The following is a 20,894-nucleotide window of genomic DNA, read 5'->3' on the forward strand; positions in this document are numbered from 1 at the left end:
GGATTGTGCTCTGACCCCGAATTGCTCTGACCCCGAATTGCTATCCACGATCAGGGATGCAGGCGTGCGCCGGCGCGGGTGTGCCAGTCGTCGGGGACGATGAAGCCGCGGTCGATCTCGACGATGCTGCCGGGTTCCTCGCGCACCAGCGCCACCAGCAACGGTGTCCCCGAGGCGGCGAAGTGGTCCGCCAATTCGGCCGCCAGCTGGGCTCGGTCCAGCATCCACGCCGCGGAAGCGGCGCGGAACGGCGCCAGCCATTGCAGGCGCGGCAGGACCAGGAAGCGCTCGGCTTCCAGGCGGCCGATCTCGCCGGCCGCGCACCAGAAGCCGCGGCAATGCAGCGCCGAAATGCCTTTCATGTCCATGTACGTGCCGGCCGGATAGAACAGCCAGCCCTTGACCAGCGCGCGCGCCGCGGTCACCGGGCGCGGCAGCACCGCGCGCGCGGCCGGATGGTCGCCCAGCGCCAGCTGGCGCTCGAACACCTTGCGCATCTTGCGGCCCAGGCTGTCGGCCAGGTTGGGGCCGACGAAGCTGTCGAAGCCGGCCGCCAGGCTGCCGCCGGCGCCGCCGTGGACGCCATCCTGCAGCAGGTAGAACTTGGTGGCGAATTCGATGTGCTCGAGCCCGCCGGCGCCGTCGTCCAGCAGGAAATCGAATTCGCCGACGGTGTCGTTGCGCGCGGCGCGCACCTGCAGGCCGTGCAGCACCAGCCGGCCCTGCTCGGCGAAATAGAAGGCCATCAGCTTTTCCGCGTACAGGCCGAGGCGCGTCATCGGGCGCGTGCCGAGCGCCGCGTCCAGCCGTGCCGGATCGCGGTCGAGCTCGGCCAGCCAGGCGGCGGTGGCGGGCGTCACCGGCCCCAGCGTGGCGATGCGGCCCTGCCAGTGCGGATCGTGGACGTCGAGCAGGTCGGGCGCATCCAGCAGCCAGGCCAGCGCGCGCACCCGCTCGCGGCGCAGGTGGCCCCAGCGCCGCTCGAATGCGGCCTGGTAATTGTCGGCCGGCGGTGTCACCCGCCGTCCGCCTGGCCGGGCTGCGCCGCGCGCGCCCGGCACAGGTCGGCCCAGGCCTGCGCCTTGTCGGCGCCGCGCCGCAGTAGCTCGCCCGGATGCAGGGTCGCCACCAGCGCCAGTTCGGCGGCGTTCAGCGGCACCGCGTGCACGGCGCCGCGCGCCCCCGCCAGCGGTTCCGCGAGCGGCCGGCCGAGCAGCGTGTTGGCGGCGATCTGGCCCAGGGTCAGCACGGTGGCGGCACCGGTCAACGCCGCCTCGCGCTCCAGGTAGAGGCGGCAGGCGGCGGCTTCGGTCGCCGAGGGCGCGCGCTCGGCGCCGGCGGCGGTCAAGGGCCGGCACTTGATCAGGTTGGTGACATAGACGTCGCGCTCGCGCCCCATGCCGACCGCGGCCAGCATGTTGTCGAGCAGCTTGCCGGGGTCGCCCGCCAGCGGCAATCGCGCCTTTTCGTCGGCGGCGGTGCTGGCGCCGGCGGCGACCAGCCAGCGCGCCGTCCGGGCGCCCGTGCCCGGCACCGGCGCCCGGCCGTCGCGGCAGGCGCTGCAGCGGCGGCAGGTGGCGATCGCCAGGTTCAGCTGGTCCCAGTCCATGGCCGCGATCTGTTCGGGCGTGGCGTCCGGCGCGGCGGGGCCGTCGTCCCAGGCCGATGCCTCCGGCGCCAGCGCGGATACCGCCTGCGCCACCGGCTGCAGCGGACGCGGCCCGGTCGGCGCCGGCGGCAGCGGCTGCGCGGTCTGCGCTGCGGCGGGACGCGGCGCGGCCGGCGGCTCCTGCTGCGTGCGCCCCTGCGGCGCCGCCTGCTGCAGCACAGGCGGCGAAACGGGCGGCGGACGGACGGCATCCGCCGCCTGCTGCGGCGCGGGCGGCGCCGGCTGCGCCGCAGCACGGGCTTCGGCACCGGCGCCCGACGGCGGATGCGCTGCGCCCTGCGAAGGCGCCGGCGCCACGGCGAACGCCGCTTCGGAAACGGCGACGTCATCGCCGCCGGCATCGCCCGCCTGCGCACCGGCAGCCGCTGCCGGCGCCGCACGCAGCCGCCACAGCGGCCCCAGGCCCATCTCGGCCAGGAAGATGGCGTCGCGCTCGACAAATCCGTTCATAGCGGGTACCTCATCACGATCGCATCCTCGCGCTTGCCGTCGTGCGCCGGATAATACCCCTTGCGCCGGCCGATCTCGGCGTAGCCGTAGCGCAGGTAGACCTGCAGTGCGCGTTCGTTGGACGGGCGCACTTCGAGCAGGATCGATGCCATGCCGCGCGCGCGGGCGCGCGCCGCGATGCGGTCCAGCAGCCAGCGCCCCAGGCCGGCGCCCTGGCGCGCGGCGGCCAGCGCCACGTCCAGCAGGTGGGCTTCGTCGAGCGCATACATCAACAGGAAATACCCGGCCAGCGCGCCCCCTGCGCCATCGGCTTGCGCGTCGCCATCGTCCGCGCACAGCACCCAGGCGTCGTAGCCGCTGGACAGCGAATCCACGAAATTGGCGCGGCTCCACGGATGCGGAAACACGCTGCATTCGAGCGCGTGGACGGCATCGACGTCGCCCGCCACCATCGGGCGCAGCGCCAGGCTCTGCGCCTGCAGCCCGGCCGGCGCGGCCGCGCCGGACACCCCGTCCCGTGCGAACCGGTCCATCATCGGGCGCCCGCTCCCGGCGCCGCCGCATTCAGGGCCTGGCGCTCGGCGCTGGTGTACGCTACCTTGTTGCGCAGGTAGATCGGCTGCGCCGCATCGGCCGGCATTGCCCGGCCGTCCGCCAGTGCGCGCGCGCCCAGCAGCGCCAGCGCGCGCGCATGCGGCAGGATGTCGGCCAGGGCGCCCGCGGCGAAGGCCTGGCCGGCGAATGCATCCGGATAGGCCGTAAAACCGTTGCCGCAGGCGGCCAGCGCGGCGCCCTCGGGCAGCGCCAGCGGCGCCACCGCCTGCGGGGCGCACAGGGCCGGCGCGCTCACGGCTTCCCAGGCGCCGCCGACATGGCGGTATTGCGCCCAATAGACTTCGTTCATGCGCGCGTCCAGCACCGCCAGCACGTGGTCGGCGCCGCTGCGCGCGCGGCAGGCCTCGGCCATCGCTTCCAGCGTGACCAGCGGCAGCACCGGCAGGCCGGCGCCGAAGGCCAGGCCCTGGGCCACGCCACAGGCGGTGCGCACGCCGGTGAAGGAGCCGGGGCCGGCGCCGAAGGCGATCGCGTCGCAGTCGGCCAGCGCGATCCCGGCCTCGCGCAACAGTTCCTGCACCATCGGCAGCACGGATTGGGAATGGGTGCGCACGCCGGCGCTTTCGCGCGCGCTGGCCTGGTTGCCGGCGGCGCTGTCGAACAGCGCGCACGAGGCGAGTTCGGAGGAAGTTTCGATTGCGAGGATGATAGCCATGCCGTATTTTAACCCGAGCGAAATCCCTGAAGGAATGCCGGCGCCATTGTAGAATCCCGTCCATGCATTCCCTCACCCTCGAGTCCGACAACCGCGACCGGGTCGCCGCCGTCCTCGGCGAAGGCGGCTGGATCGTCGCCTGCCTGTGCGCCGCCTGGTGCGGCACCTGCTCGTCCTGGCGCGCCGCCTTCGACGCCCTGGCCGCGCGCCATCCGGACAAGACCTTCGTCTGGATCGACATCGAAGACCAGGCCGCCGTGGTCGGCGAGCTCGACGTCGACAATTTCCCGACCCTGCTGCTGCAGCGCGGCGACACCGTCGCCTTTTTCGGCACCACGCTGCCGGACGCGCACGTGGCCGAGCGCCTGATCCAGTCCCAGGCCGGCGCCGACGCCGCCGAACTGGCGCGCCTGGCCGCTTCCAGCGCCGAGCGGCGCGGCTGGCAGCGCGAGTGCAACCTGCGCACCCTGCTGGCCGACGCCGCCTGACGCGGCAGGCGCCGCCGCAACGCCGTCCGCTGCGGCCTCAGCCGTCCTGCCGGACCGGCGCGTCCACTGCCGGCTGCGCCGGTGCGGCGCCGCCCTTGCCGCGCCGCGCCCCGACGCCCCATTGCGCCAGCAGCTGCGCCGCCGCCACCGGCTTGCCGTACAGGTAACCCTGGGCGCGCCGGCAGCCGTGGCGCAGCAGGAAGGCGGCCTGTTCCTCGGTTTCGACGCCCTCGGCGATCACCGACAAGTCCATGCTCTTGCCGAGCTGGATGATGGCGATGGCGATCGCGTTCTGGCTGGCGCCGTCGGCCGCCAGGTCCTTGATGAAGCTGCGGTCGATCTTCAGGGTCTGCACCGGCAATTGCTGCAGGTAGGCCAGCGAGGAATAGCCGGTGCCGAAATCGTCGATCGCCAGTTGCACCCCGAGCCCGTGCAGGTCGTTGATGTACTGCAGCGCGTCACCGGTGTTCATGATCACCGATTCGGTCATTTCCAGCTGCAGGCGCTGCGGCGCCAGTCCGGTCTCGGCCAGCGCCCGGCCGACCAGCGGCGCCACGCCGCCGCGGTCGAACTGGCGCCCCGACAGGTTGACCGCCATCTTCGGCACGCGCAGGCCGGCGCGCTCCCAGCGCACCATCTGGCGGCAGGCTTCGTTCAGCACCCAGGCGCCGAGCTGGTCGATGAAGCCGGTTTCCTCGGCCAGCGGGATGAAGCGCGCCGGCGGCACCTGGCCCAGCTCGGCGCTGTTCCAGCGCACCAGCGCCTCGACCCCGGTCAGGCGCCCGCTCTCGATGTCCACCTGCGGCTGGTAGGCCAGCCAGATCTCGTGCTGCTCGATGGCGCGCCGCAGCAGCGCCTCCAGGCGCAGGCGCTCGACGCCCTCGCCCGCCATCGACGGCGCATACAGACGGTAGCCGTTGCGCCCCCTGGCCTTGGCCTGGTACATCGCCACGTCGGCATTCCGGATCAGCATGTCGAGATCGCCGGCATCCTGCGGGAACAGGCTGATGCCGACGCTGCCGCTGACGAACAGTTCGTGGCTGCCCACCTGCAGCGGACGCTCGAACAGCTGCATCAGCATGTCCGCCACCTGGCGCGCGCCGCGTTCGCCGTCGACGTCCTCGACCAGCACGATGAATTCGTCGCCGCCCAGGCGTGCCAGCACGTCGCCGGCGCGCAGGCAGCCGGCCAGCGCTGCGGCCACCTGTTCGAGCAGGCGGTCGCCGGCCTCGTGGCCGAGGGTGTCGTTGACGTTCTTGAAGCGGTCCAGGTCGATGAACAGCACCGCCAGCTGGGTGCCGTCGCGCTCGGCCCGGCGCATCGCGCGTTCCAGGCTGTCGTGGAAGAACAGCCGGTTCGGCAGGCCGGTGAGCGGATCGTGGTGCGCCAGGTGGTCGAGCTTGTCCTGCGCCTCCCTGGCCGCGGTGACGTCCGAGAACACGCACACGTAATGGCTGACCGCGTCGTGCGCGTCGCGCACCGCCGACAGCGTCAGTTTCTCGAGGTAGCGCTCGCCGTTGCTGCGCGTGTTCCAGAGCTCGCCGCGCCAGAAGTCGGTGCCGGCCACGGCGCGCCACGGGGCATCGTCGACGCCTTGCGCGCCGCCGACGATGCGCGCCGGGCGCGTGCCCACCACCTCGGCCTCGGCATGCCCGGTGATGCGGGTAAAGGCGCGGTTGACGGCGACGACCGCGCCGCGGGCGTCGAGCACCATCACGCCGTCGGCGATATGCTCGAGCACCGTGGCAGCCAGGCGCAGTTTTTCCTCGGCCTGGCGCTGCTGGGTGACGTCGGCATACACCCAGATGCTGCCGGCAGCGGCGGACGCCGGGTCGATGCGGCGGCCGCTCACGCGGCACCAGAACAGGCTGCCGTCGCGGCGCCGGCACTGCAGTTCGTCGGTATAGTCCTTGCCCGCCGCCAGCAGCGGCACGCTGGCGGCGCAGCCGCGCTCGAAATCGGCGATGCTGGGAAACAGCACGGCGATCGAATCGCCGGCCAGTTCGCCTTCCGCATAGCCGAACATGGCGTCGAAGTGGCGGTTGGTCGACACCACGCGGCGCTGATGCACGTGCAGGATGCCGAACATGACGTTGTCCAGCATCGCGCTCTGCTGCGCCAGCAGCGCCTCGATGCGCATTTCGTTGCGCTTGCGCTCGCTGACGTCCGAGATGATGCCGTCGACCCAGAAGGCGGCCTCGCCCCCGAAGCCGACCGGCTGGCCGCTCTCCAGCACCCAGCGCTCGACGCCGCCGGCGTCGCGGATGCGGTATTCGATCTGGTACGGCAGGCCGTCCAGCAGGGCCTGCTTGATCAGGCGGCGCTGCATGCGGCGGTCCTCGGGCACGGTGATGTCGGACCAGCGGTCGGTGCTGGCGCCGATGAACTTGTGCGCCGGGTAGCCGGTGATGTCCTCGATCGCCTCGCTGACGAAGTCGATCGTGACGCCGGGGCGCGCCCGGAACACCGCGCCCGGCACCTGCGCGACGATGGTGCGGAAACGTTCCTCGCGCCGCTCGACGTCCTCGAACAGGGCGCGGATGGCGACCCGCATGCGCTCCATCTGCACGCCCAGCCGGCCCAGTTCGTCGTCGGCGCGCAAGGCCAGCGGCGTGGCGAAGTCGGCCTGCGCCAGCTTGTCGGAAAAGCGCGTCAGCGTGCCCAGCGGCGCCAGCAGCCGGCGCCGCAGCACCAGCGCGATCAGCAGCAGCGACACCGCCAGCTGGCCCGCCAGCACCACCGCATAGCGCCAGCGCCGGGCGCGCAATTCATGCTGGCTGCGGCTGTCGTCGATCTCGACCAGCACCTGGCCGACCGGCGCGTCGTGCGCCGTCACGTCGCGCTCGGCCTGCAGCACGCGGCCGGCCGGCGCCTGCGGCGCGCTCCGCTCGACCAGGTCGACGCCGTCGCGGGTGCGCACCTGCACGCGCACCACCGCCGGATCGCGCATCACCGAATCTACCAGCAGGCGCGCCGCCTCGGCATCGGCGTTCCACAGCGGCTCCTGCATGCCGAGCGCCAGCATGTCGGCATCGCGCTGCAGGATGTCGTCCAATCCGTCCCGGGCGGCCTGGCGTTCCTGGACGCCGATCAGCAGATAACCGCCGATCGCCGCCGGCACCACCAGGCCGCCGATCGCCATCAGCAGCAGGGCGCGCGACAGGGAGCGGCCCGGCAACCCGGCACGGCGCGTGGACAGGGCGCGCCGGAGGGCGCGTAACGGAGAAACCGTGGTGGACATGAGCGAGAATGGGCGAGCGGCGGCGCAGTGGACGATGGCGGGCGAATACGACGAAATTGATTATGCCCGTAATATTTCCTTGCGTCACTTACTAATACTATCGTGCGCAATGATAACCGCCGGATACGCGCCGCATGGCCGGCTTCATGCCGCATGCACGGTTCGCACGCCCGTCCCGCGGCGCCGGGCGGGCGCACGCCGGGCTTGCTATGATAGACACCTTTGGAGATCAAAATCATGACGATGTCGATGTACGCCGCCTCGGTGCCGGTGTTCCGCCAGATCCTGGGCAGCCTGGCCGCGATCCTGGAGAAAGCCGAGTCCCACGCCGACCTGAAGAAGATCGACCACGACGCCCTGCTGCAGGCGCGCCTGTTCCCGGACATGTTCCCGCTGCTGCGCCAGGTCCAGCTGGCCACCGATTTCGCCAAGGGCGCGGCGGCGCGCCTGGCCGGCATCGAGGTGCCGCGCTACGACGACGTCGAGCGCGACTTCGCCGGCCTGCAGGCGCGCCTGGCAAGGACCCTGGCCTTCCTCGACAGCGTGGAGCGCGAAGCGATCGACGGCGGCGCCGCGCGCGAGGTGACGGTCGGAACGGGCGCCAACCAGCGCCAGTTCGCCGGCCTGCCCTACCTGCTGCACTATGCCCTGCCGCAGTTCTATTTCCACGCCACCACCGCGTACGACATCCTGCGCCACAACGGCGTCGACATCGGCAAGCGCGACTTCATCGGCAACGTCTGAACCGGCTATCCTGTTTGACGGATCAGGTATTCCGGCGCGGGTAACCCTGCGCCAGGATGCGCAGCCACACGCCTTCCTTCTGCTCGGCGCTCATCGACACCCAGTGCGCCACCTCGATCACGGTGCGGCCGCAGCCGCGGCAGACGTCGTCGAAGGTGGTCGAGCACACCGCCACGCAGGGCGTGTCCGGGCGCTTGGGCAGCGCGTCGACCGGGCAGGCCGGCCCCTCGCCGCAGTCGCGTTCAGCGGGCGGGGCCGACATCGAGCTTGTCCCAGCCTTCATGACCGAGCGCTTCCATGGTGTCGATGTTCTTGTCGAAGATGTCGGCGGCGTCGGGAATCGCTTCCACGGCGCGGTCGATACTGTCCTCGCGCAGTAATTGCAGGATCGGATACGGGGCGCGGTTGGTGTAGTTCGAGATGTCGTTGGGATCGGTATCGGCGAACTGGTAATCCGGATGGAAATTTGCGACCTGCAATTCGCCATCGAGCTGCATGTCTTCGACCGCGGCGTCGACCACGTCCAGGAATTCATTGAAATCCAGGAAATCGTTCAATACGAACGGATGGATCAATAGTGTGGTGTCGACCTTGTCGGCATCGGTGTCGGCCAGTTCCTGCAGCTCGTTCATCAGGGTTTCCAGCAGTTCTTCCGGCGTGCGCGCCGGCGAGACGACGTAGCGGACCTGTTCCTTGACATACACGGCTTTGGCGAACGGGCACAGGTTCAGGCCGATGACGGCGCGTTCGAGCCAGCGCCGGGTAGCGGCGACGATCTCGTCGTCGTCGGCATTGAGGTTGGCAACACTCATGGACATGCTTTCAAAAATGACAAATTGCGTGGTGCAAAGACGGCATTGTACGCGCACTTTGCCACACCTCATAGGTCGGACCGGGCATGCGGGTAGCGTGGGAAACGCCGCGTCATGCACTGGTATTACCCGCCGCGGGCAAATCCTGCGAATATAAAAATACCAACTAAAACATTTGGCACCAATGCAATTTAGCTTACGAAATCATTGATACACCCCAGTGTATGGCTTCCAAACACAAACTTTCCAAGGCAAAGACCACTCTGACGAACCCTATACTCCCATCTCGATCATTCAATTGAAACAAGGTGTTATCAAAAGTAGTAGACAAAGTTTTTTGTAACCGCACCGACTTAATTCTTGACTGACTTGCGAACTGGTCCTTAAACTCCGCTTTCACTCGTCAGTTCTGACGTTCCTGGACGCAACACTGGAAAGCCATGTACGAAACGACCCGCACGACCAAAGCCCTTGCCATCGCCGCCCTGGCCCCAGCCCTGCTGATTCCCGCCCTGGGCCACGCCGCCGACAGCGCCGCAACCGCTTCCTCGCAAGGCGGCAGCGCCACGCTCGCCAGGACTGCCCTGCCCTCCGCCCTGGCGCCGGCCAAGGCCGACGACTACAAGGACCCGGACCTGTGGGGCCGCATCCGCAGCGGCTATGCGATTCCCGACCTCGACACCCCGCTGGTGGCCAAGCATACCCAGTGGTTCGCCAGCCGTTCCGACAACCTGGTGCGCACCTCCGGCCGCGCCTCGCTGTACCTGTACCACGTGGTGCAGGAGCTGGAAAAGCGCGGCATGCCGACCGAGCTGGCGCTGCTGCCGGTGATCGAATCGGGTTTCAATCCGCAAGCGCTGTCGAACGCGAACGCGGCCGGCATCTGGCAGTTCGTGCCGGGCACCGGCAAGGATTTCAACCTGCAGCAGAACATGTTCAAGGACGAGCGCCGCGGCGTGCTGGCCTCGACCGACGCCGCCCTGACCTACCTGCAGCGCCTGTACACCATGTTCGGCGACTGGCAGCTGGCGCTGGCGGCCTATAACTGGGGCGAAGGCAACGTCCAGAAGGCAATCCAGAAGAACCGTTCGCTGGGCAAGCCCACCGATTTCGAAAGCCTGGCCGAACTGATGCCGGCAGAAACCCGCAACTACGTGCCGAAGCTGCAGGCCGTCAAGAACATCATCGCCAACCCGGCCCAGTACGGCATGACGCTGCCGGCGATCGACAACCAGCCGTATTTCATCACCGTCGACAAGACCTCGGACATCGACCTGGCCGTGGCGGCGCAGCTGGCCGAGATGTCGATCGACGAATTCAAGGCGCTCAATCCGCAGTTCAAGAAGCCGGTCATCACCGGCGAGTCGACCAAGATCCTGCTACCCAAGGAAAACGCCGAGAAGTTCCACCTGAACCTGGCGCAATGGGGCCATGCGCTGTCGACCTGGACCACGCACAAGATCACCTCGGCGCGCGAAAGCCTGGCGTCGCTGGCGTCGAAGTTCGGCACCACCCCGGAAGTGATCCGCCAGGCCAACAACATCCCGCCGCAGATGCGCCTGAAGGCCGGCTCGACCATCCTGGTGCCGAAGGCCAGCGGCAGCACCAGCGACATCGCCGAAAACATCATCGAGAACGCGCAACTGGCGTTCGAGGCCGACCGCGGCGACGCCAAGCACAAGGGCGGTACCCAGAAGCTGACCGGCGCCCAGCGCATCAAGGCCACCGCCGCGAATGCCATGGCCGAGCTGAAGAGCCGTGTGTCGCGCGTCGGCAAGCCCAGCGCCAGCAGCAACGGACGCAAGCATCGCTGATCCGACGGGCCGCATCCCGTTTCATCTAGCCCGGCCGCATCATGCTGCCGGGCTGCCGGCACTTTTTGCAGAGTCCGTGCAAATTCGACGAAATTGCGGTATGATGTCGTTTGTGCGCTGCAAAATGCACTGGCAAATCGTTGTTCGAGACAGCGGATTCAGCGGATTGATTTTGCAGCATGACGCACCGTACCGGATGCAGTCAGGCAGCCGCGAGCGATAATGCGCAAGCGGCCAGCGGCAAGAACACAGCAGTAAAAACAGCAGCTACGCAAGCCCAGGCGGCATCTCGTTGGATGCCCCTTCATAAAGCCCTCCCGCCCTGCGTGCCGAAACAGGCACCGTCCCGGCGCAAAGCTTTTGTGCCGAAATCTCTTTCGTTTTTGAGTCATTTCGTATTGTTGGCTCGCGTTGCTATTTTGCGTTCCGCAGATCGCGTGAACGCCCACAAGTTATTCCGAAAGTAAATCAGATAATGAGTTTTGAAGCATTAGGCTTACACGCGTCCATCGTCAAGGCAGTCGCCGACGCAGGCTATGAAAACCCGACCCCGGTGCAGGCGCAAGCGGTGCCGGCCGGCATCGCCGGCCGCGACTTGCTGGTGTCCTCGCAGACCGGTTCCGGCAAGACCGCCGCATTCATGCTGCCGGCGCTGAACAAGTTCGCCAACGCCGAGCCGGCTGCGGCCGGCCGCACCCCGGCGCAGGAAGCGCAGGCGGCGCGCGCCCGTGGCGAGCGCGTGCGTTTCAAGGCGGCCCAGCCGAAGATGCTGGTGCTGACCCCGACCCGCGAACTGGCCCTGCAGGTGACGACCGCCACCGAGCAGTACACCGCGCACATGCGCCGCATCCGCGCCGTGTCGATCCTGGGCGGCATGCCGTACCCGAAACAGATGCAGCTGCTGGCCAAGAACCCGGAAATCCTGGTGGCCACGCCGGGCCGCCTGATCGACCACATGGAATCGGGCAAGATCGACTTCTCGCAGCTGGAAATCCTGGTACTGGACGAAGCCGACCGCATGCTCGACATGGGCTTCATCGAGGACATCGAGAAGATCGTCGCCGCCACCCCGGACAGCCGCCAGACCATGCTGTTCTCGGCCACGCTGGACGGCGTGGTCGGCAACATGGCGCGCCGCATCACCAAGGATCCGCAAGTGATCCAGATCGCCAGCGCCAGCAACCGCCACGAGAACATCGCCCAGCGCGTGCACTTCGTCGACGACCTGTCGCACAAGAACCGCCTGCTGGACCACCTGCTGCGCGACGAAACCCTGGACCAGGCCGTGGTGTTCACCGCCACCAAGCGTGACGCCGACACCATCGCCGACCGCCTGAACATCGCCGGCTTCGCCGCCGCCGCGCTGCATGGCGACATGCACCAGGGCGCCCGCAACCGCACCCTGGACGGCCTGCGCCGCGGCCAGCTGCGCGTGCTGGTGGCGACCGACGTCGCCGCGCGCGGCATCGACGTGCCGAACATCACCCACGTGGTGAACTACGACCTGCCGAAGTTCCCGGAAGACTACGTGCACCGCATCGGCCGTACCGGCCGCGCCGGCCGCAACGGCGTGGCGATCTCGCTGGTCAACCACGCCGAGAACATGAACGTACGCCGCATCGAGCGCTTCACCAAGCAGACCATCCCGGTCGACGTGGTCGAAGGCTTCGAGCCGAAGCGCGCCGCGCCGGCACGCACCGGCGCCCGTCCGGGCTGGAAACCGGGCGACGGCCGCAGCGCCGGCAAGCCGGGCCAGCGCAGCTTCCACAAGCCGGGCAGCGGCAGCGGCGCCCGTGAAGGCGGCGGTTTCCGCGACGGCCAGCGCGATGCCGCGCCCCGCGAAGGCGGTTTCCGCCAGGGCGCCCCGCGCGATGGCGGCGGCTTCCGCGATGGCGGCCAGCGCCGCGAAGGCGCCGGCGCACCGCGCGACGGCCAGCGCCGTGAAGGCTACCGCAGCGGCGGCAGCGCCCAACCGCGTTCGGCCGACGGCGCCCGCCGCAGCTTCGGCGATCGCTGACCGGGTGGCCGGGCGCTCTCCTGCCCGGCCGTGACGGCGACATCCGGTCGCCGCGCCCTGACAAGAACAAAGGCTGCCGTCGGCAGCCTTTTTCTTTTGTTCCTGCCACGCAGCGTGCGGCGCGGTGCCCACCGATCAGGGCGCGCAGGTACGGAAGCCGCTGAAGATGTCGTCGCGCCCGGGCGTGAAGAAATTGCGGAAACGCGGCGAGCGCAGGCGCGCCGGCGTCGCGAACGAGGCGCCGCGCAGCACCTGGCGCGTGCCGAACCAGGGCTGCGAATACTCGCGGTAGCGGTCGGCGCCGAAGCCTTCGTACGGCAGGAAGGGCGACGCGCTCCACTCCCACAGCCGGCCCCAGCGGAATTCCGGGCGGCCCGCGGCGGCCGCGTATTCCCATTCGGTTTCCAGCGGCAGGCGCCGTCCGGCCCAGCTGCAATAGGCCTCGGCTTCGTGCAGGCTCACGTGGCGCACCGGCTCGGCCGGGTCGAGCGCACTGCGGCGGCCGAAGCGCAGTTCGTGCCAGCCGCCGCCGTCGCCGTCGCGGCGCCAGTAGCGCGGCGCCGAGCGCTCCTGTCCCATCAGCCAGGCGCGGCCGGCCTCGCTCCAGTAGCGCGCGTTCTGGTAACCGCCGCAGCGCATGAATTCGAGATAGTCGGCGTTGGACACCAGGTCGGCGGCGATCGCGAACGGCGCCACCCGGCACGGCGCCGCCCGGCGCTCGTTGTCGAACACGAAGCCGCGCGCCTGGTCGCCGCCGAGCAGGAAGACGCCGCCATCGAAGGCGATGTCGCCGGCCGCGGCGTCCGTGCCGTCGCCGGATTGTGCCGGCGTGACGGCCGCCGGCAGCAGGTCCTGACCGATCGGCGCCAGCGCCGCCGGCGGCGCCGCGCCCAGGGTCTGCAGCGTATACAGCGAGGCTTCGCCGTGCATGTCCTCGTGCGCCAGCGCCAGGCGGTACGGATACAGCGCGTCGTCCAGGTCCTGCTCGCGCGCCAGGCGGTCGAGCATGCGGTCCTGCACCTCGCGGCAATAGGTCTTCAATGCGCCCGGCGCCGGCAGGTCGAGCGTCCAGCGCGCCCGGTGCGGCACCGTGTTCGAATCGAACCAGTCGTCGCCGCGCGCCAGCAGCGAATTGCCGAGCGCCTCGCCCGGATGGCTGCCGCTGGCTTCGCGCAGCACGAACCACTCGCCGAACCAGGCCACATGGCCCAGTTCCCACAGCGGCGGATTGACGATCGGCAGGCGCGGCACGCGCTCGGGCGCGTCGTAGCCGGCCGCGGCCAGTGCGTCGAACAGCGCCAGCGTATAATGCCGCGCGGCGCGCATGCCGGCGCCCAGTTCGCGCGGTCCGGCCAGGCGGAAAGGTGCGTTTTCTTCTGTCATGCCGGTATTCTACGGCGAATCACGCGATTCCCCCTTCACCATCCATCCCACCCTCGATGCCACGCCCGCACATCCTCATCGTCAGCCCCGCCTCCGCGCGCGAAAACAACGGCAACTGGCAGACCGCCAGCCGCTGGCAACGCTTCCTGCGCGACGACTACCGCGTCGCCATCGCGCGCGATTGGCAGGCAGCGGACGGCGGCGGCGCGCCCGACCTGCTGGTGGCATTGCACGCGCGCCGCTCGGCGCCGGCGCTGGCCGCGTTCAAGGCGGCGTTCCCGCGGCGGCCGGCGCTGCTGGTGCTGACCGGGACCGACCTGTACCGCGACGTGTTCGAGGACGACCGGGCACGCGACTCGCTGGCGCTGGCCGACGCGCTGGTGGTGCTGCAGCCGGACGGCCTGCGCCAGCTGGCGCCGCTGCCCGGCGGCGCGGCGGCGAAGGCGCAGGTGATCTACCAGTCGGCGCCGCGCCTGCGCGCGCGCGCGCAGCACCGCGGCGCGCCGTGCGACACGCCGTGCGACATCGTCATGATCGGCCACCTGCGCCCGGAAAAGGATCCGCTCGCCTACATGCGCGCCGCCGCGCTGGTGACGCTGCCCGGCGTGCGCCTGCTGCACGTGGGCGCGGCGCTGGACCCGGCGCTGGCGCACGCCGCGCGCGCCGCGCAGGAAGCCGCGCCGCGCTACCGCTGGCTGGGCGCCCTGCCCCACACGGCCACGCGGCGTCTGCTGCGGCGCTGCCATGCGATGGCGATCGCCTCGCGCATGGAAGGCGGCGCCAACGTCATCATCGAGGCCGTGACCAGCGGCGTGCCGGTGCTGGCGTCGGACGTCGGCGGCAACCGCGGCATGCTGGGCGACGACTACGCCGGCCTGTTCCCGGCGGGCAATGCGGCCGCGCTGGCAGGCTTGATCGAGCGCAGCGCGCAGGACCCGGCCTTCCACGCGCGCCTGCGGCGCCAGTGCGCGGCGCGCGCCGGGCTGTTCCGGCCCGCCGCCGAGCGAGCGCGCCTGCTGGAGTTAGTGGATAATCTTTTGACCTTGCCGCACGGCGGCGCATCTTCATCACAGGAACCGACATGAGCACTCCCTCCGGCCAAGCCGAACAACCCCTCAAACTGACTTCGTTCTCGCACGGCGGCGGCTGCGGCTGCAAGATCGCGCCCGGCGTGCTGGCCGAGATCCTGCAAAAGTCGAGCGGCTTCCCGGTGCCGAAGGAACTCATGGTCGGCATCGAGACCGCCGACGACGCCGCCGTCTACAAGCTCAACGACGAGCAGGCGCTGATCGCCACCACCGACTTCTTCATGCCGATCGTCGACGACCCGTTCGACTTCGGCCGCATCGCCGCCACCAACGCCATCTCCGACGTGTACGCCATGGGCGGCACGCCGATCATGGCGCTGGCGCTGGTCGGCATGCCGGTCAACAAGCTGCCGCTGGACACCATCGGCAAGATCATCCAGGGCGGCGAATCGATCTGTGCCGAAGCCGGCATCCCGATCGCCGGCGGCCACACGATCGACTCGGTCGAGCCGATCTACGGCCTGGTGGTGATGGGCCTGGTGCATCCGTCGAAGGTGAAACGCAATGCCGATGCCCGCGCCGGCGACGTGCTCATTTTGGGCAAGCCGCTCGGCGTCGGCGTGCTGTCGGCCGCGCTCAAGAAGGACCGCCTGGATGCCGACGGCTACGCCGCCATGATCGCCAACACCACCAAGCTGAACAAACCGGGCAAGGCGCTGGCGCAGCTGGACGGCGTGCATGCACTGACCGACGTCACCGGCTTCGGCCTGCTCGGCCACCTGCTGGAACTGGCGCGCGGCGCGAACCTGACGGCGCGCCTGGAAATGGACCGCATCCCGCTGCTGCCGGGCGTCGAGCAGCTGGCGCGCGACGGCTATTTCACCGGTGCCTCGGGCCGCAACTGGGATGCCTACGGCAGCCAGGTCGAGCTCGGCAGCAGCATCGACGATACCCGGCGCGTGCTGTTGAGCGATCCGCAGACCTCGGGCGGCCTGCTGGTTTCGTGCGATCCGGGCAGCGTGGACGACGTGCTGGCACTGTTCGCGCGCGAAGGCTTCGAACACGCCGCCGTGATCGGGCGCATGGAAGCCGGCGCGGCGCGCGTGACGGTCGCGTAATAACGGCTCAGGCGGCCGCGCCGGGCTGAGCTGCGCCGAGTTCGGCCACCATCTCGCCGCGTTCGTCGATGCCGGTCTCGACGAAGCCGAAGCCGGCATAGAACGCCCGTGCGCGCTCGTTGTGGGTGTGGTAGCAGATGGTGATGCGGCACAGGCCGGGCCGCTGGCGCAGTTCCGCCAGCAGTGCGGCCATGGCGCGGCGGCCGATGCCGCGCCCCTGGCGCGCATGGTCGACCATGAAGCGATAGATGGCATAGTCGCCGGCGACGCCGCCGGCGCAGCGATCATACAGCAGGAAACCGGCCGGCTGGCCGTCGCACACGATGCCGCGCGCGATGTAGTCCGGATAGAAGCGCGACTGCGCGATCGAATAGGCATTGCTGGCCAGCAGGTCGCGCTGGTGCTCCGGCAATTCCATGTCCATGAAGTCTTCGAAGTTGTCTTCGGTGATTTCCTGCAGGCTGACGTCCAAACCATTCCTCCCGTATAAAGAGGCATGGTAAGCCGGCCCGTCCGCCATGGTCAACGGCGGGCCGGCGCCGGACTGCCGCCCGCATGGCTCAGACCGTGAACAGCCCGGCATCGCAATCCGGCCGGGTAGCGTCCGGATCGATCGACAACTCGATGCCGCAGTCGCCGCCGATGCGGGTCGGCATCGTCTGGATCAGGTCGTATTTCATCTGATCGGCATACTGCTTCGAGCCGGCGAAGCCGGTCGACTGCGACAGCCAGCTCAGGCTCGCCACCTCGCGCTCGACCAGGGCGCCGCAGCACAGGCCGGACCCGTACACGCCGACCCGGTACGAGGGCTGGCCCTGGGTCGCCACGTACAGCGCGGCGCGCACGCCGGTAAAATAATTGCTGATCGGGCCGTCGATATCGGCCTGGGTCGGATCGTAGTCGACCGCGAAGTAGATCGCCGAGCCGAACGGCTGGCCGATCTTTTCGTGCGCCATCTGGAAGGCGGCGGCACCGTCGGACAGGCCCTGGGCGCGGCTGAAGAAGCTGGCGTGGGTGCCCGCGCTTTCCCACACCACGCCGATGCGCAGCCCGGCCTGCGCCAGCGCACGCGCTTCGCCCAGACACAGGTTCTTGGCGCCGTTGTGGCTGTAGTAGCGCAGCACGAAATCGTAGCCTTGCTGCCTGAGCGCCTGGGCGTGGCGCGTCAGTTCCATGGCGGTATCCAGACCTTTGAGTGCCGTCATATTTCCCTCCTGAGAAAACAGATTCGGATCACGATAGCGAAAAACGCCGGGGTTCGCCACCTGATCGGCGGGCGGGGTCGGACCGCTTGCGAACGCACGCCGCGCACGGTGCCGGCGCCTAGTGAGACTGCGCTTCGGCTTCGGCTTCGGTCTGCGCCGCACGCCTCGGGCGGGCCGGAGGCGACGCCGGCTGCGCGTCCTGCTCGTCCGGTTCGTCCATGGCCAACGTGTCCTGTCCCAGCGCCTCCCACTGCTTGCTGGCCGGCGGGCGTATCCTCACCGGCTTGCGCAGGGACGCCACCACGTACCCCAGCGCGGCCAGCACCAGCACCAGCGCCGCGAACGCGACCACGACGGGAACGGGAAAACCGAGGAACAAAGTCTGGCTCATGACATCTCCCAATCAGATTTTTCTTACATCCGCTTGGCGCGGCGCAAGCGTGTAAGCGGTACTGTGCCATCGCAGCTTTCTGATGAAATTGATGAACCGCAACGCTGCCAACAGGAAACTACTCGGCATGGCGCTGTCGCTCGGACCGAACTCGACAGTATTAAAAACTTGACACGCCAAACAAAATTCACTTAGAGTGAAGAAATGTTCTATCCCCTGCCTCTGTCGACCTTCCTATCGCTTGCCGGCGCCCTAGCACCGGCAACGCTGCTACTACGCGCCTGAACCGCGCCGTACCCTGCCCGGCCCCGCGCCGGATTTCGTAGCCACAGGAAAGTTGCACAGATGTTTGCCAGCACCGCTTCCACCTCGTTTTCTTCTTTTGCCGCATCGTGCGCCGCGTCCGATGACGTTGTCGCGTCTCCGTTTCTTCGAAGCGGACACGACGTCATCGACATGCCGATTTAACACCGGGGTCGGAGCCCTTTCGGTAAAACCGGGCTCTGACCCCTGCATACAAACCTAAGGAGCCGCCATGTTGATCAATCCCGCCGCCAAGTACCGTCCCTTCCCCGCCGTTCCGCTGGCCGAGCGCCAGTGGCCGAGCCGGACCATCACCCATCCGCCGATCTGGATGAGCACCGACCTGCGCGACGGCAACCAGGCGCTGATCGAGCCGATGAGCCTGGACAAGAAGCTGCGCTTCTTCGAAAAGCTGGTGCAGGTGGGCATCAAGGAGATCGAGGTCGGCTTCCCGTCCGCGTCGCAGACCGACTTCGACTTCGTGCGCATGCTGGTCGAGGAAAAGCGGATTCCGGACGACGTCACCATCATCGTGCTGACCCAGGCGCGCGACGAGCTGATCCGCCGGACCGTGGACAGCTGCATCGGCGCCAGGCGCGCCATCGTGCACGTGTACAACTCGGTGGCGCCGGTGTTCCGCCGCGTGGTGTTCGGCATGGACGAAGACCAGATCGTGCAGATCGCGGTGAAGGGCACGCAATTGATCAAGGAACTGGTGGCGCAGCACCCGGACACCGAGTGGGGCCTGGAATACTCGCCGGAATCGTTCTCGACCACCGAACTGGAATTCTCCAAGCGCATCGTCGACGCCGTCGGCGCCGTGTGGCAGCCGACCCCGGCCAACAAGATGATCGTCAACCTGCCGTCCACCGTGGAAGCGGCGACGCCGAACGTGTATGCCGACCAGATCGAATGGATGTGCCGCAACCTGAACGACCGCGACAGCCTGGTCATCAGCGTGCACCCGCACAACGACCGCGGCACCGCGGTGGCCGCCGCCGAACTGGCGGTGATGGCCGGCGCCGACCGCGTCGAGGGCTGTTTATTCGGCAACGGCGAGCGCACCGGTAACGTCGACCTGGTGACGCTGGCGCTGAATTTGTACACGCAGGGCGTGCATCCGGGCCTGGATTTTTCCGACATCGACAGCATCCGCCAGTTGGTCGAGGAGTGCAACCAGATCCCGGTGCACCCGCGCCATCCGTACGTGGGCGACCTGGTGTTCACGGCCTTTTCCGGCTCGCACCAGGACGCGATCAAGAAGGGCTTCGCCAAGCAGCAGGCGGACGCACTGTGGGAAGTGCCCTACCTGCCGATCGACCCCGCCGACCTGGGCCGCAGCTACGACGCCGTCATCCGCGTCAACAGCCAGTCCGGCAAGGGCGGCATGGCCTACCTGCTGGAACAGGAGTATGGCCTGGAATTGCCGCGCCGCCTGCAGATCGAATTCTCGCGCGTCGTGCAGCGCCATGCCGACGCCAGCGGACGCGAAGTGGCCGCGGCCGACATCCACGCCCTGTTCGCCAAGGAATACTTCGAGCAGGACGATGCCGCCTACCGCTACACGGCGCACCGCATGACCGAGGACAGCGAAGGCGAGCAGCGCGTGCAGATCGAAGTGTCGCTGCAGGAACGGCACGTGCCGAAGACCCACCAGGGCCACGGCAACGGCCCGATCGACGCCTTCGTCAACGCACTCGGCCTGGACATCCGCCTGATGGATTACCACGAGCACGCGATCGGTTCCGGCGCCGACGCACGCGCCGCCTGCTACGTCGAGCTGCGCCTGGGCAACGGCCCGACCCTGTTCGGCGCCGCCATCGACAGCAACATCCTGACGGCGTCGTTCAAGGCGGTGCTGTCGGCGGTGAACCGCCAGCTGGCGCAGGGTGCCCAGGCGCCGGTGGCGCGCGCCGCTTGAGCGTGATGCACGGGCAAGACCCGCGCGGCGCGGGATCGACGGCCGGCGACCCGAGGGTCGACCATCCGGCTGGCGACGATGCGGCGGCCGGCGCTCCGGCAACCGGCGCTCCAGCGGGCGCCACCCCTGCGCGCAGCCTGCCGCCGCAACCGCGCTCGACGCGCGACGGCGATGCCGCCGCCGCGCGCCTGGCGCGCGAACGGCGCGATGCGCAGGTGCGCGGCGTGGTCTCGATGCAGGCCATGCGCGACGCCCTCCGCCAGGCCGCGCGTACACTGCCGCCGCTGGCTTCCGTGCCGCGCCTGCACCGTCCCGACGCCGCCGCCTTCCGTGCGCAGGCCGCTGCCGGTTTGCCGTTCCTGGTGACCGGCGTGGTGCCGCGCTGGCCGCTGCGCGCGCTCGGCCCGCAGGCGTTGCGCGAACGCTTCGGCCAGGTGCCGGTGCGGGCGCGCGTGGGCGACTACATCGACACCGCGTTCGCGCCGGACCGGCCCATGCGCGACCTGCTGCTGGGAGAGTACCTCGACCTCGTGACAGGCAACGGCGGCAGCGATCCCGGCGCCGCCGGCCATCCGCCGCCCTACGTCGGCAACCTGGAATTGCGCGAGCTGAACGGCATGTGCCACTGGCCGGCCTGGTTCGACAAGATGGGGCCGCCGCGCTTCTGGCTCGGCCCGACCGGCACGGTGACGCCGCTGCATTGCGACTACGACGACAACCTGTTCGCCCAGGTCTGGGGCCGCAAGCGCATCATGCTGGCGCCGCCGCACCACGACGCATTCCTGTACGTGCGCGAGGCCAACGCCATCCTGTTCGGCTCGCCGTTCGATCCGGAAGCGCCGGACTTCGCGCGCTTTCCGCTGGCGCGCCAGGCGCACGTGACCGAATGCATCGTCGAACCCGGCGAGATGCTGTACGTGCCGGCCGGCTGGTACCACCAGGTGCGTGCGCTGACCTTCTCCCTGTCGGCCAACCGCTGGGCCAGGGCCATGCCGCTGGCCCTGCAGGGCAGCGCGGGGCTGCGGCAACCGGCCTGACGC

The 20,894-nt window shown here is 69.1% G+C and carries 19 protein-coding genes; 8 read left to right on the forward strand and 11 right to left on the reverse strand.

What is annotated here, in order from left to right:
* Positions 1–50: 50 nt before the first annotated feature.
* The 4 genes from HH212_RS25305 to tsaB are packed head-to-tail and all read right to left on the reverse strand — an operon-like array spanning position 51 to position 3,389.
* Entirely contained in the window at positions 51–1,019 is a 969-nt protein-coding gene (locus tag HH212_RS25305) for a DUF1853 family protein (RefSeq protein ID WP_170204986.1), read from the reverse strand.
* Positions 1,016–2,119, reverse strand: coding sequence for a uracil-DNA glycosylase family protein (locus HH212_RS25310; protein ID WP_229217459.1), 1,104 nt, complete (start codon positions 2,117–2,119; stop codon positions 1,016–1,018). The genes HH212_RS25305 and HH212_RS25310 overlap by 4 nt, the downstream gene beginning before the upstream one ends.
* Positions 2,116–2,655: a ribosomal protein S18-alanine N-acetyltransferase gene (gene rimI / locus HH212_RS25315; protein WP_370663897.1), complete on the reverse strand. Its 540-nt coding sequence runs from the start codon at positions 2,653–2,655 to the stop codon at positions 2,116–2,118. The genes HH212_RS25310 and rimI overlap by 4 nt, the downstream gene beginning before the upstream one ends.
* Entirely contained in the window at positions 2,652–3,389 is a 738-nt protein-coding gene (gene tsaB / locus HH212_RS25320) for a tRNA (adenosine(37)-N6)-threonylcarbamoyltransferase complex dimerization subunit type 1 TsaB (protein WP_170204987.1), read from the reverse strand. Before tsaB ends, rimI begins: the two co-directional genes overlap by 4 nt.
* Before the next feature lie 62 nt (positions 3,390–3,451).
* Here tsaB and HH212_RS25325 point away from each other — a divergent pair, with 62 nt between their 5' ends.
* The gene (locus HH212_RS25325; RefSeq protein ID WP_170204988.1) at positions 3,452–3,877 is read left to right on the forward strand and encodes a thioredoxin family protein; all 426 of its coding nucleotides are present in this window, start codon (positions 3,452–3,454) and stop codon (positions 3,875–3,877) included.
* A gap of 37 nt (positions 3,878–3,914) precedes the next feature.
* Here the strand turns inward: HH212_RS25325 and HH212_RS25330 are convergent, their stop codons facing one another.
* Positions 3,915–7,118 (reverse strand): EAL domain-containing protein, encoded by a 3,204-nt coding sequence (locus HH212_RS25330; RefSeq protein ID WP_170204989.1) that lies wholly within the window; start codon positions 7,116–7,118, stop codon positions 3,915–3,917.
* A gap of 237 nt (positions 7,119–7,355) precedes the next feature.
* On the opposite strand from HH212_RS25330, the gene HH212_RS25335 reads away from it, so the two are divergent.
* A complete protein-coding gene (locus HH212_RS25335) occupies positions 7,356–7,862 on the forward strand; it encodes a DUF1993 domain-containing protein (protein WP_211172419.1) in 507 nt (168 codons plus the stop codon).
* A gap of 22 nt (positions 7,863–7,884) precedes the next feature.
* On the opposite strand, the gene HH212_RS25340 is transcribed toward HH212_RS25335, so the two are convergent.
* Both HH212_RS25340 and HH212_RS25345 read right to left on the reverse strand, forming a co-directional pair.
* A complete protein-coding gene (locus tag HH212_RS25340) occupies positions 7,885–8,124 on the reverse strand; it encodes a DUF1289 domain-containing protein (protein ID WP_170204990.1) in 240 nt (79 codons plus the stop codon).
* Positions 8,105–8,674 carry a DUF1415 domain-containing protein gene (locus HH212_RS25345; RefSeq protein WP_170204991.1) on the reverse strand — a complete coding sequence of 190 codons (570 nt, stop codon included), beginning with the start codon at positions 8,672–8,674 and terminating at the stop codon, positions 8,105–8,107. Before HH212_RS25345 ends, HH212_RS25340 begins: the two co-directional genes overlap by 20 nt.
* Positions 8,675–9,114: 440 nt before the next feature.
* Between HH212_RS25345 and HH212_RS25350 the strand changes: the two genes are divergently transcribed.
* Together HH212_RS25350 and HH212_RS25355 are read left to right on the forward strand one after the other, a co-directional pair.
* Complete coding sequence (locus HH212_RS25350) at positions 9,115–10,488, forward strand: transglycosylase SLT domain-containing protein (protein ID WP_170204992.1); 1,374 nt, start codon at positions 9,115–9,117, stop codon at positions 10,486–10,488.
* Positions 10,489–10,963: 475 nt separating this feature from the next.
* Complete coding sequence (locus tag HH212_RS25355; protein WP_170204993.1) at positions 10,964–12,505, forward strand: DEAD/DEAH box helicase; 1,542 nt, start codon at positions 10,964–10,966, stop codon at positions 12,503–12,505.
* 135 nt (positions 12,506–12,640) lie between these two features.
* Here the strand turns inward: HH212_RS25355 and senA are convergent, their stop codons facing one another.
* The gene (gene senA, locus HH212_RS25360) at positions 12,641–13,888 is read right to left on the reverse strand and encodes a selenoneine synthase SenA (RefSeq protein WP_211172420.1); all 1,248 of its coding nucleotides are present in this window, start codon (positions 13,886–13,888) and stop codon (positions 12,641–12,643) included.
* Positions 13,889–13,944: 56 nt separating this feature from the next.
* On the opposite strand from senA, the gene senB reads away from it, so the two are divergent.
* Positions 13,945–14,973: a selenoneine biosynthesis selenosugar synthase SenB gene (gene senB / locus HH212_RS25365; protein WP_170204994.1), complete on the forward strand. Its 1,029-nt coding sequence runs from the start codon at positions 13,945–13,947 to the stop codon at positions 14,971–14,973.
* Positions 14,970–16,034 (forward strand): selenide, water dikinase SelD, encoded by a 1,065-nt coding sequence (selD, locus tag HH212_RS25370; protein WP_170204995.1) that lies wholly within the window; start codon positions 14,970–14,972, stop codon positions 16,032–16,034. The genes senB and selD overlap by 4 nt, the downstream gene beginning before the upstream one ends.
* 7 nt (positions 16,035–16,041) lie before the next feature.
* On the opposite strand, the gene HH212_RS25375 is transcribed toward selD, so the two are convergent.
* The 3 genes from HH212_RS25375 to HH212_RS25385 form a co-directional block, all read right to left on the reverse strand.
* Positions 16,042–16,506 (reverse strand): GNAT family N-acetyltransferase, encoded by a 465-nt coding sequence (locus HH212_RS25375; protein ID WP_170204996.1) that lies wholly within the window; start codon positions 16,504–16,506, stop codon positions 16,042–16,044.
* Between the two features lie 88 nt (positions 16,507–16,594).
* A complete protein-coding gene (locus HH212_RS25380) occupies positions 16,595–17,239 on the reverse strand; it encodes a DUF1906 domain-containing protein (protein WP_170204997.1) in 645 nt (214 codons plus the stop codon).
* 118 nt (positions 17,240–17,357) lie between these two features.
* Entirely contained in the window at positions 17,358–17,630 is a 273-nt protein-coding gene (locus tag HH212_RS25385; RefSeq protein WP_170204998.1) for a hypothetical protein, read from the reverse strand.
* A gap of 535 nt (positions 17,631–18,165) precedes the next feature.
* Between HH212_RS25385 and leuA the strand changes: the two genes are divergently transcribed.
* Both leuA and HH212_RS25395 read left to right on the forward strand, forming a co-directional pair.
* Entirely contained in the window at positions 18,166–19,854 is a 1,689-nt protein-coding gene (gene leuA, locus HH212_RS25390) for a 2-isopropylmalate synthase (RefSeq protein ID WP_170204999.1), read from the forward strand.
* 5 nt (positions 19,855–19,859) lie between these two features.
* Positions 19,860–20,891 carry a cupin-like domain-containing protein gene (locus HH212_RS25395; protein WP_170205697.1) on the forward strand — a complete coding sequence of 344 codons (1,032 nt, stop codon included), beginning with the start codon at positions 19,860–19,862 and terminating at the stop codon, positions 20,889–20,891.
* The last annotated feature ends 3 nt before the right edge of the window (positions 20,892–20,894 follow it).

This window comes from Massilia forsythiae (genome assembly GCF_012849555.1).
Classification (GTDB): domain Bacteria; phylum Pseudomonadota; class Gammaproteobacteria; order Burkholderiales; family Burkholderiaceae_D; genus Telluria; species Telluria forsythiae.

What these genes read in the sequence shown, in the direction of transcription:
- HH212_RS25310 (WP_229217459.1), bottom strand. Translation starts at nt 2,119, where the DNA reads ATGAACGGATTTGTCGAGCGCGACGCCATCTTCCTGGCCGAGATGGGC.
- rimI (WP_370663897.1), bottom strand. Translation starts at nt 2,655, where the DNA reads ATGATGGACCGGTTCGCACGGGACGGGGTGTCCGGCGCGGCCGCGCCG.
- tsaB (WP_170204987.1), bottom strand. Translation starts at nt 3,389, where the DNA reads ATGGCTATCATCCTCGCAATCGAAACTTCCTCCGAACTCGCCTCGTGC.
- HH212_RS25325 (WP_170204988.1), top strand. Translation starts at nt 3,452, where the DNA reads ATGCATTCCCTCACCCTCGAGTCCGACAACCGCGACCGGGTCGCCGCC.
- HH212_RS25330 (WP_170204989.1), bottom strand. Translation starts at nt 7,118, where the DNA reads ATGTCCACCACGGTTTCTCCGTTACGCGCCCTCCGGCGCGCCCTGTCC.
- HH212_RS25335 (WP_211172419.1), top strand. Translation starts at nt 7,356, where the DNA reads ATGACGATGTCGATGTACGCCGCCTCGGTGCCGGTGTTCCGCCAGATC.
- HH212_RS25340 (WP_170204990.1), bottom strand. Translation starts at nt 8,124, where the DNA reads ATGTCGGCCCCGCCCGCTGAACGCGACTGCGGCGAGGGGCCGGCCTGC.
- HH212_RS25345 (WP_170204991.1), bottom strand. Translation starts at nt 8,674, where the DNA reads ATGAGTGTTGCCAACCTCAATGCCGACGACGACGAGATCGTCGCCGCT.
- HH212_RS25350 (WP_170204992.1), top strand. Translation starts at nt 9,115, where the DNA reads ATGTACGAAACGACCCGCACGACCAAAGCCCTTGCCATCGCCGCCCTG.
- HH212_RS25355 (WP_170204993.1), top strand. Translation starts at nt 10,964, where the DNA reads ATGAGTTTTGAAGCATTAGGCTTACACGCGTCCATCGTCAAGGCAGTC.
- senA (WP_211172420.1), bottom strand. Translation starts at nt 13,888, where the DNA reads ATGACAGAAGAAAACGCACCTTTCCGCCTGGCCGGACCGCGCGAACTG.
- senB (WP_170204994.1), top strand. Translation starts at nt 13,945, where the DNA reads ATGCCACGCCCGCACATCCTCATCGTCAGCCCCGCCTCCGCGCGCGAA.
- selD (WP_170204995.1), top strand. Translation starts at nt 14,970, where the DNA reads ATGAGCACTCCCTCCGGCCAAGCCGAACAACCCCTCAAACTGACTTCG.
- HH212_RS25380 (WP_170204997.1), bottom strand. Translation starts at nt 17,239, where the DNA reads ATGACGGCACTCAAAGGTCTGGATACCGCCATGGAACTGACGCGCCAC.
- HH212_RS25385 (WP_170204998.1), bottom strand. Translation starts at nt 17,630, where the DNA reads ATGAGCCAGACTTTGTTCCTCGGTTTTCCCGTTCCCGTCGTGGTCGCG.
- leuA (WP_170204999.1), top strand. Translation starts at nt 18,166, where the DNA reads ATGTTGATCAATCCCGCCGCCAAGTACCGTCCCTTCCCCGCCGTTCCG.
- HH212_RS25395 (WP_170205697.1), top strand. Translation starts at nt 19,860, where the DNA reads ATGCACGGGCAAGACCCGCGCGGCGCGGGATCGACGGCCGGCGACCCG.